We start from the raw sequence: 10,101 nt of genomic DNA, 5'->3' as shown, positions 1-10,101 counted from the left end.
GACTGGGTTGATAGGCCGGATATGGAAGCACGGTAACGTGTGGAGTTGACCGGTACTAATAGGCCGAGGGCTTGTCCTCAGTTGCTCGCGTCCACTGTGTTGGTTCTGAAACCACGAACAACCCCGTATTCCGTCGGTGTGCCGGCGGGGTGTGGTGCGGTTGTCTGTTTCATAGTGTTTCGGTGGTCATAGCGTAGGGGAAACGCCCGGTTACATTCCGAACCCGGAAGCTAAGCCTTACAGCGCCGATGGTACTGCAGGGGGGACCCTGTGGGAGAGTAGGACGCCGCCGAACAATCTTTGACAGGGTTGGACCCCGAACTTCGGTTCGGGGTCCAACCCTTTTTTGTTCTGCGTCACTTGAAGTTCACGTTGCGCAACGAACATTCATCCCATGGGTACTGCTGCACTGCTCAGGGCCGCCGGTGTCGGAGTCGGTGACGAGGTGGTCGTGTCCGCCTTCGGGAACGTGGAAGTTGCCGAGGCCGTCACCCTCGCAGGTGCGTTGCCGGTGTTCGCCGAGATAGATCCGGTGACCTACTGCATCGCGCCGGCCGCTGTGGAAGCGGCCATCACCTCGCGCACGGCCGCCGTTGTCGCCGTGCACCGTTTCGGCAGGCACGCCGACATAGCCCGGTTGCACGCGCTCGGACAACGGCACGGCCTGCTGGTGCTGGAGCACGGGGAGTCCGAAGCTCCGTACGACGAGGTCGCCCGGCGCAGGGAGCGTGCCGCCTACCTCGACGCGAAGCTGCGGGGGGTACGGACGCCCGACGGAGGCGACGGGCACACCTACCAGCAGTACGTCGTGCGGGTCCCCGGCAACGGACGACCGGACCGGGACGCCTTCGCGCGAGCCTTGCGGGCCAAGGGAGTCGAGTGCAGGGTGCCGGTGAAGACGCCTGTGCACCGGCTGCCGGAGTTCCGGCGGTGCGTGTCTCTGCCCGAGACCGAACAGGCCGCCGACGTGACACTCGCCCTGCCCGTGGACGCATCGTTGACCAAGCGGGACATGCAGCGCGTCGCCTCGGCGTGCAACACACTGGGCGGGCTGCTGCAGCCGGCTGTCTGAACCGCGGTCGCGGACCGGTGGTTGGGAGCACGGGGCTGCTCAGGGTATGATCTATTCCGTTGCCGGGCGGGAAACCGCAGAAGGCAACAGGCCCCTATAGCTCAGTCGGTAGAGCGTCTCCATGGTAAGGAGAAGGTCAACGGTTCGATTCCGTTTGGGGGCTCCGACAGAAAGGCCCCGCCCTCCCGGGCGGGGCCTTTCTCATGCCCTGATCCGATCAAGCTCAGTTCTGGTGGAGTTCCGGGACGCGCATGGTGAGGATCGCCATGTCGTCGGAAGGGGCATCGGAGGCGAAGCGTTCCACTGCGCGCATGATGCGGGCGGCGACCGCGCCGGCGGTCAGGCCCGTACAGGTCGTGAGAACGTCGGCGAGCCCGTCGTCGCCCAGCATGCGGGTGCCTTCACGGCGCTCGGTGACACCGTCGGTGACGCACAGCAGGACATCGCCCGGATCGAGCGTGACCGTCTGTTCGTACAGCTCCAGGTCTTCCAGGACGCCGAGGAGGGGCTGCGGGTCGGCGGCCGGTTCCACGGTGCCGTCCTGGCGCAGGCGCAGCGGCAGCGGGTGGCCGGCGCACACCACCTTCAGTTCCGCGCTGCCGTCCTCCTGCGGGCGCAGCTCGCCGTAGAGCAGGGTGAGGAAGCGGCTGCGTGCGCCCTCGTCGAGGATGGCGGAGTTCAGGCGCTCGAGGACGGCAGGGCCGCTGAGGCCCTCACGGGCGAGCAGCCGGAGCGCGTGCCGGGCGAGGCCGGTGACGGCCGCGGCGTTCGGTCCTGTACCGCAGACGTCGCCGATGGCGAAGCCGTAGGCGCCGTCGCTGATCGGGAAGAGGTCGTAGAAGTCACCGCCGACCTCGTTGCCCTCGCCGGCCGCGCGGTAGATGACCTCCACCTCGACGCCCTCGATCACCGGCAGTTCAGGGGGGAGGAGACTGCGCTGGAGGGACTGGCTGATGGCCGTACGCTCCGAGTAGAGGCGGGCGTTGTCCAAGGCCAGGGCGGCTCTGCGGGAGAGGTCCTCGGCGAGTTCGAGGATTTCCTGGCGGAAGTGTTCGTCGGCCGGCTTGCCGAGTGTCAGCATGCCGATGACGCGGTTACGGGCGACCAGAGGGAGGACCACCGTCTCGCCGCCGACCGCGGAGGCCGTGGTGAGGGTGGGGCCGATGCCGGGAGCGACCCGGGTGCCCGGACTGCTGCTCAGCCCCAGACTGCGCATGGACGTGCGCAGGGCCGCCTGATGGGCCACTTCGCCGGGAGCCGACCAGACACGGGCGCCGGGGGTGGGGACCGGGTCGGGCGGGGCGATCTTCGAGAGCAGGGACTTGATGCCGTCGATGAGCTCCTCGTCCTCGTGCAGCACATAGGAGAGGTACGGCTCGGAGGCCTGGTCGGCGATCGTGTAGACGGCACACCAGGTGGCCAGGGTGGGAACGGTCATCTGGGCCATGAGGGCCAGGGTCTGGTCGCGGTCCAGGGTGCCGGCCAGCAGGTCGGACGCCTCGACGAGGAAACTCAGCGAACCCCGGCGCAGTCGCTCCAGCTCTCCCAGGCGGGCCGACTCGACGGCCAGGGCGATGCGGTCGGCGGCGAACTGCAGGCGCAGCGCTTCCTCGTTGGAGTACCGGCCCGCTCCCTCCGCGGCGACGCCGAGGGAGCCCGTGAGACGGCCCTCGACCTTGAGCGGGACGGTGACGACCGAGCGCATACCGGTGCCGTTGAGGAGCGGGACCGCGCCGGGCAGGGCGGCGAGGTCGTCGTGGACGGCCGGCATACGGGCGGAGCTGTAACGGCCGGAGCCGGCTTCCACCGGAACGCGGGCGAAGCGCTGACGGGTCGAGGGCAGACCGGTGGAGGCACGTACCTCGAGTTCCGTCTCGTCGTCGGTGGCGAGGAGCAGGAAGGCGGAGTCGCCGTCGAGCATGTCGCGGGCCCGTTCCACCGTGCGCTGGAGGAGGCTGTCGAGGTCGTCCGGGGCGGGCGAGCCGATGAACACCTCGAAGGGGTCGGTGCTCTGGCTCTCGGAGGAGGCGGCCGAATCGGAGGGGACGCGCAACGGGGTCTGCAGGACCGCCCGTTCGTGGTCCCTGACGAGGAGGCACACGGTTGACGGGTCACCGTCCGTGTCGCGGACGCGCAGGTGCGAGGCGTAGACGGGGATCACCCGGCCGGTGGTGTCCCTTATGCCGTAACTGCCTTCCCAGCGGGAGAGCTGGAGCGCCTCCGCGATGCCGGTGCCGGTGCCGGGAGTGTGCGGCCAGGCCGCGAGGTCGGTGAGCGGCTTGCCGATGACCTGGTCGACCGTATAGCCGAAGAGTTCCTCCGCGTCCTCGTTCCAGGAGGAGATCGCGCCGATCCGGTCGATCTGCACGACGGCGACGCGGACCCGGGCGTCGGCGATCGGGAGGAGTTCGGACGGCAGCACCGGTCCGGCCGAGCGGGCGCCCACCGGGCGTTCGGGGACGTCGAGCTGGAACCAGACGGTCTTGTGGGCCGGTGTGTACTCGACGCCCCACCGGCCGGCCAGGGCCGCGCAGAGCTGGAGGCCGCGTCCGCCCTCGCGGTCGGGGCCGCCCATGTCGGCGGCCGGACCCCGGAGCGGGACCTCACGCTCCGGATACCGGTCGGTCACCTCGATCCGTACACCGGCGTCGCAGCGCAGGCACAGCAGGTCGGCCCAGGTGCTGGTGTGGATCACGGCGTTGGTCACGAGCTCGCTGGTGAGGACCACGGCATCGTCGACGATGTCGGCGAACCCCCACCCCTGCAGGGTGTCGCGGACAAAGGAGCGGGCACTCGCGACCGAGCGCCCGACGGGCTCGAAGCTGGCGGCCGCACGCGCGGTGATCACAGAACTCCTCGGCCGGTTCTCGACGGGCATGATCCCATGGCCGACCGGCTCACGCCACTGGTGCGGCAGGCCGCTCGTCGGCCGAGGGTCCGGGGGCTGTTCCCCCGGGATCAGTCCGGTGGTCATGTGTGCGGCTGCCCTCCGATGCCCGCTCGTCTCCGTGCCACCGCCCAGACCGGACGGACCGGTGTGGCTGGACAGCCGGATGCAAGGTTACTTACCTTCGCGGTCCGAGCGGATGCCGGTCTGCCGTGTTTCCGTCGGGAGGTGTCCGACGGCCGGGGGGTGCGGACGGTGTGCGAAGCTGCCGAACTGTTATGGCCTGGTTCGGTGGGGGTGAAACACTGGGCGGGCAGGCTGTCGCGAAGGTCCGGACGGGCGGGTGCCCTCCGGCCGGACGCACGGCTGCCCGGGTAGCGCCCCGGTAGGCAGGGCAGGTATCGCAGTAGTACACGCGTGTGCACGAGTAAGCAGAGCAAGTACAAGCAGTCAGCAGTCAGCAGTCACAGGTACGCCCGTGCGGTGGTACCCGAGCACAGCAGTAACGGTCGACCCCTGCGGGAGGGACACAGTGGAGTCTGGCGCAGCGACGCGGGGCACGAACACGCGCGCGAAAGGCGGACAGTCCCCTGGCAAGCAGGGCAGGTCCCGGGGTGGGACCACCGCGGTGGACACCGCGGCCCTGAACCGCCTCATGGTCGCCCTGGTGGCGATGCGGGACGGCAACTTCCGCAAACGGCTCACGGTGTCCGGCGACGGCGTGATGGCGGAGATCGCGGCGGTCTTCAACGAGGTGGCCGACCGCAATCTCCATCTGACGGGCGAGCTGGCGCGGGTGCGGCGCATGGTGGGGCGTGAGGGGAAACTCACCGAGCGCCTGGAGACGGGGGCCTGCGAGGGCTCCTGGTCCACAGCGATCGACCATTCGAACGCGCTGGTGGACGATCTGGTGCGGCCCGTCTCCGAGGTCAGCCGGGTGTTGTCGGCGGTGGCCGACGGTGATCTGTCGCCGCGGATGGATCTGCGGGCGCAGCTGGGCGTGGGCGACGGGCAGGGGCAGCCGCTGCGCGGCGAGTTCCTGAAGGTCGGGCGTACCGTCAACAACCTGGTCGACCAGTTGTCGACCTTCACCGACGAGGTCACGCGGGTGGCCAGTGAGGTGGGCACCGAGGGCAAGCTGGGCGGTCAGGCCAGGGTGCGGGGCATGTCCGGTTCGTGGAAGGACCTCACGGACTCGGTCAACACCATGGCGGAACGGCTGACGGCGCAGGTGCGCGACATCGCGCTGGTGACGACGGCGGTCGCCCGGGGTGATCTGTCCCGCAAGGTCACCGTGCACGTCGAAGGCGAGATGCTGGAGCTGAAGAACACCGTCAACACGATGGTCGACCAGCTCTCGGCGTTCTCCTCCGAGGTGACCCGCGTAGCGCGCGAGGTGGGCACCGAGGGTGCGCTGGGCGGGCAGGCGCAGGTGTCCGGCGTGGACGGTGTGTGGAAGGAACTCACCGACTCCGTCAACACCATGGCCGGGAACCTGACGGCCCAGGTGCGCGGGATCGCGGAGGTGACGACCGCGGTCGCCAACGGCGATCTGTCACGGAAGGTGACTGTTCCGGCGCGGGGCGAGGTCGCGCAGCTCGCCGACACGATCAACCAGATGACCGAGACGCTGAAGATCTTCGCGGACGAGGTCACCCGGGTCGCCAACGAGGTCGGGGCCGAGGGGCAACTGGGCGGTCAGGCGAACGTGCCGGGTGCCGCCGGTACCTGGAAGGACCTGACGGACTCCGTCAACACGGTGTTCCGGAACCTGACGACACAGGTGCGGGACATCGCCGCGGTGACGACGGCGGTGGCCAACGGTGACCTGTCGCAGAAGGTCACCGTGGACGTGGCCGGCGAGATGCTGGAGCTGAAGAACACCGTCAACACGATGGTCGACCAGCTGTCCGCCTTCGGTGCCGAGGTCACCCGCGTAGCGCGCGAGATCGGGGTCGAGGGTGAGCTCGGCGGCCAGGCCCAGGTGCCGGGTGCCGCCGGTACCTGGAAGGACCTCACCGACTCCGTCAACACCGCGTTCCGCAACCTCACCGGTCAGGTGAGGAACATCGCACAGGTGACGACGGCGGTGGCCAACGGTGACCTGTCGCAGAAGGTCACCGTGGACGTGTCCGGCGAGATGCTCCAGCTGAAGAACACCGTGAACACGATGGTGGACCAGCTGTCGAGCTTCGCCGACCAGGTCACGCGCATGGCCCGGGACGTGGGCACGGAGGGACGGCTGGGCGGTCAGGCCCGGGTGGACGGCGTGTCGGGCACCTGGAAGGAGCTCACCGACTCCGTCAACTCGATGGCGTCCAATCTGACCGGCCAGGTGCGCAACATCGCCCAGGTCACGACGGCGGTCGCCCGGGGCGACCTGTCGCAGAAGATCGACGTGGACGCGCGCGGGGAGATCCTCGAGCTGAAGAACACGATCAACACGATGGTGGACCAGCTGTCGTCGTTCGCCGACCAGGTCACGCGGGTGGCCCGCGAGGTGGGTACGGAGGGCCGGCTCGGGGGCCAGGCGCAGGTGCCCGGCGTCGCCGGTGTGTGGCGCGACCTCACCGACTCGGTCAACGGCATGGCCGGCAACCTCACCGCGCAGGTGCGCAACATCGCCCAGGTGGCGACGGCGGTGGCCCGGGGCGACCTGTCGCAGAAGATCACCGTGGACGCGCGCGGGGAGATCCTCGAGCTGAAGAACACGCTGAACACGATGGTGGACCAGCTGTCGAGCTTCGCCGAGGAGGTCACGCGGGTGGCCCGCGAGGTGGGCACCGAGGGCATTCTCGGCGGCCAGGCCGAGGTGCAGGGTGTCTCCGGCACCTGGAAGGACCTCACCCAGTCGGTGAACGGCATGGCGAACAACCTGACCCTCCAGGTGCGCAACATCGCCGAGGTCACCACCGCGGTCGCGAAGGGCGATCTGTCGAAGAAGATCACCGTCGACGCCAAGGGCGAGATCCTCGAACTCGTCACCACGGTCAACACGATGGTGGACCAGCTGTCGTCGTTCGCCGAGCAGGTGACCCGGGTGGCCCGTGAGGTGGGCACCGAGGGCATCCTGGGCGGCCAGGCGCACGTGCCCGGGGTCACGGGCATCTGGAAGGACCTGAGCGACAACGTCAACCTGATGGCCAAGAACCTGACCACGCAGGTGCGGAACATCTCCCAGGTGTCCGCCGCGGTCGCCAGCGGTGACCTCACCCGGCAGGTCACCATCGAGGCGCGCGGCGAGTTGGCGCAGCTCGCCGACACCATCAACATCATGGTGAAGACACTGAGTTCGTTCGCCGAGCAGGTCACCAAGGTGGCCCGCGAGGTGGGTACGGACGGCATCCTCGGCGGTCAGGCGCACGTCCCGGGTGTGGCCGGTACCTGGAAGGACCTCACCGAGTCCGTGAACCGGATGGCGTCCAACCTGACCGGTCAGGTGCGCAACATCGCCATGGTGACGACGGCCATCGCCAAGGGCGACCTGACGAAGAAGATCGACATCGACGCGCGCGGGGAGATCCTCGAGCTGAAGACCACCATCAACACGATGGTCGACCAGCTGTCGTCCTTCGCCGAGGAGGTCACGCGGGTGGCCCGCGAGGTGGGCACGGAGGGCCAGCTCGGCGGGCAGGCCCGCGTGCGTGACGTCGACGGCACCTGGCGGGACCTGACCGAGTCCGTGAACGAGATGGCGGGGAACCTGACCCGGCAGGTCCGTGCCATCGCACGCGTGGCGACCGCGGTGGCGCGCGGTGACCTGAACCTGAAGATCGACGTGGACGCGTCCGGAGAGATCCAGGAACTGCAGGACTACGTCAACAAGATGATCGCCAACCTGCGCGACACCACGATCGCCAACAAGGAGCAGGACTGGCTGAAGGGCAATCTGGCCCGTATCTCCGCACTGATGCAGGGCCGTCGGGACCTGGAGGACGTGGCCTCGCTGATCATGAGCGAGCTGACGCCCGTGGTCTCCGCACAGCACGGCGCGTTCTTCCTCTCGATGCCCCTGGCCGACGGGGAGGACGTGAGTGCCGCCGAGGACGACCAGTACGAGCTGCGCATGCTCGGTTCGTACGGCTACTCGCTGGGTTCGATGCCGACGTCGTTCCGGCCCGGTGAGGGGCTCATCGGGACGGCCGCCATGGAGAAGCGCACGATCCTGGTGGAGAACGCGCCCAGCGGCTACCTGAAGATCTCCTCGGGTCTCGGGGAGGCGCCGCCCGCACAGGTGATCGTGCTTCCGGTGCTGTTCGAGGGGACCGTGCTGGGCGTCATCGAGCTGGCCTCGTTCACTCCGTTCACCCACATCCAGAAGGACTTCCTCAACCAGATCGCCGAGATGATCGCGACGAGCGTCAACACCATCTCGGTGAACACCAAGACGGAGCTGCTGCTGGCGCAGTCGCAGGAGCTGACCGAGCAACTCCAGGAGCGTTCGGCCGAGTTGGAGCAGCGGCAGAAGGCGCTCCAGGCGTCCAACGCCGAACTGGAGGAAAAGGCCGAGCTGCTGGCCCGGCAGAACCGCGACATCGAGGTGAAGAACACCGAGATCGAGGAGGCGCGGCAGGTCCTGGAGGAGCGCGCCGAGCAACTCGCGGTCTCCATGCGCTACAAGAGCGAGTTCCTGGCCAACATGTCGCACGAGCTGCGCACCCCGCTCAACTCGCTGCTGATCCTGGCCAAGCTCCTCGCCGACAACGCCGACGGGAACCTCTCCCCGAAGCAGGTCGAGTTCGCCGAGACCATCCACGGCGCGGGCTCCGACCTGCTGCAGCTGATCAACGACATCCTCGACCTGTCGAAGGTCGAGGCGGGCAAGATGGACGTCTCCCCGACGCGCATCGCGCTCGTCCAGCTCGTGGACTATGTGGAGGCCACCTTCCGGCCGCTGACCGCGGAGAAGGGCCTGGACCTGTCGGTGCGGGTCTCCCCGGAGCTTCAGGCCACGCTGCACACCGACGAGCAGCGGCTGCTGCAGGTGCTGCGCAACCTGCTGTCCAACGCGGTGAAGTTCACCGACTCCGGGTCCGTCGAGCTGGTCATCCGGCCGGCTCGCGACGACGTCCCCCAGGCCATCAGGGAGCAACTGCTGGAGGCCGGTTCGCTGACCGACCCGGACGCCGACCTGATCGCTTTCTCGGTGTCCGACACGGGCATCGGGATCGCCGCCAGCAAGATGCGGGTGATCTTCGAGGCGTTCAAGCAGGCGGACGGCACGACCAGCCGCAAGTACGGAGGCACGGGGCTCGGGCTGTCCATCTCCAGGGAGATCGCCCAGCTGCTCGGCGGTGAGATCCACGCGCAGAGCGAGCCGGGCCGCGGCTCGACCTTCACGCTGTATCTCCCGCTGCACCCGAGCGAGTTGCCACCGCACGGCTACCAGCAGTCCATGCCTGCCCTGGAGAGCGGCGGCCCCGCCGCGTCGACCGGTTCCTCCGGTGCGGGGGTGGAGGCGCCGGCCGAGGTGACGTCCTACCGGGAGCCCCAGAACGGCCCGGCCGCGCTGTTCCGGCGGCGCCGCAGGCCCCTGCCCGAGCTGGAGCAGCGGCCCGCGCGGCAGCAGCCGCAGCAGTGGCCCACGGCGCCGGGCACGGAGCTGGAGCAGGATTCGGCGCCCCGGTCGCAGCGCGGTATCCGGTTCGGCGGACAGAAGGTGCTCATCGTCGACGACGACATCCGCAACGTGTTCGCGCTGACCAGCGTCCTCGAGCAGCACGGTCTCTCCGTGCTGTACGCGGAGAACGGCCGCGAGGGCATCGAGGTGCTGGAGCAGCACGACGACGTGGCGGTCGTCCTGATGGACATCATGATGCCCGAGATGGACGGATACGCGACGACGACGGCGATCCGCCGGATGCCGCAGTTCGCGGGACTCCCGATCATCGCGCTCACCGCGAAGGCGATGAAGGGCGACCGGGAGAAGGCGATCGAGTCGGGAGCCTCCGACTACGTGACGAAGCCGGTCGACCCCGATCACCTGCTGTCGGTGATGCAGCAGTGGATGCGGGGGGTGTGACCGTGGCGCCCCGCGGGAGGGGGTGTGAGGGCGGCGGCCGGGGCCGTGCGATGGTGGAGGGGAACTTCGCCGTTCATGCGGAGTTGCCGACGCGGTACGCGCGAAGTCGTGTAGAGGTAC

At 68.7% G+C, this 10,101-nt stretch carries 3 protein-coding genes, 1 tRNA gene and 2 rRNA genes; 5 read left to right on the top strand and 1 reads right to left on the bottom strand.

All coding sequences use genetic code 11. The annotated features are described in order from the left end of the window. From ORI94_RS09140 to ORI94_RS09125, 4 genes are all read left to right on the top strand, one after another. Window positions 1-79, top strand: a 23S ribosomal RNA gene (locus ORI94_RS09140); the annotation flags it as partial. A 99-nt stretch (window positions 80-178) separates the two neighbouring features. After that, a 5S ribosomal RNA gene (rrf, locus tag ORI94_RS09135) occupies window positions 179-295 on the top strand. Window positions 296-409: 114 nt separating this feature from the next. Beyond that, window positions 410-1,072: a DegT/DnrJ/EryC1/StrS family aminotransferase gene (locus ORI94_RS09130; RefSeq protein WP_266073870.1), complete on the top strand. Its 663-nt coding sequence runs from the start codon at window positions 410-412 to the stop codon at window positions 1,070-1,072. Window positions 1,073-1,162: 90 nt separating this feature from the next. After that, window positions 1,163-1,235: transfer RNA gene (locus ORI94_RS09125), tRNA-Thr, on the top strand. A gap of 60 nt (window positions 1,236-1,295) precedes the next feature. Here the strand turns inward: ORI94_RS09125 and ORI94_RS09120 are convergent. After that, window positions 1,296-4,046 carry a SpoIIE family protein phosphatase gene (locus ORI94_RS09120; RefSeq protein ID WP_266073852.1) on the bottom strand — a complete coding sequence of 917 codons (2,751 nt, stop codon included), beginning with the start codon at window positions 4,044-4,046 and terminating at the stop codon, window positions 1,296-1,298. A 445-nt stretch (window positions 4,047-4,491) separates the two neighbouring features. Between ORI94_RS09120 and ORI94_RS09115 the strand changes: the two genes are divergently transcribed. After that, window positions 4,492-9,981: a HAMP domain-containing protein gene (locus tag ORI94_RS09115; RefSeq protein WP_266073851.1), complete on the top strand. Its 5,490-nt coding sequence runs from the start codon at window positions 4,492-4,494 to the stop codon at window positions 9,979-9,981. Window positions 9,982-10,101: the final 120 nt, after the last annotated feature.

Source organism: Streptomyces sp. NEAU-W12 (assembly GCF_026242095.1).
Lineage (GTDB): Bacteria > Actinomycetota > Actinomycetes > Streptomycetales > Streptomycetaceae > Streptomyces.
Note: the sequence above shows the minus strand (reverse complement) of the source record. Positions and strands in the feature narration are given on the sequence as shown.

What these genes read in the sequence shown, in the direction of transcription:
- ORI94_RS09120 (WP_266073852.1), bottom strand. Translation starts at nt 4,046, where the DNA reads ATGACCACCGGACTGATCCCGGGGGAACAGCCCCCGGACCCTCGGCCG.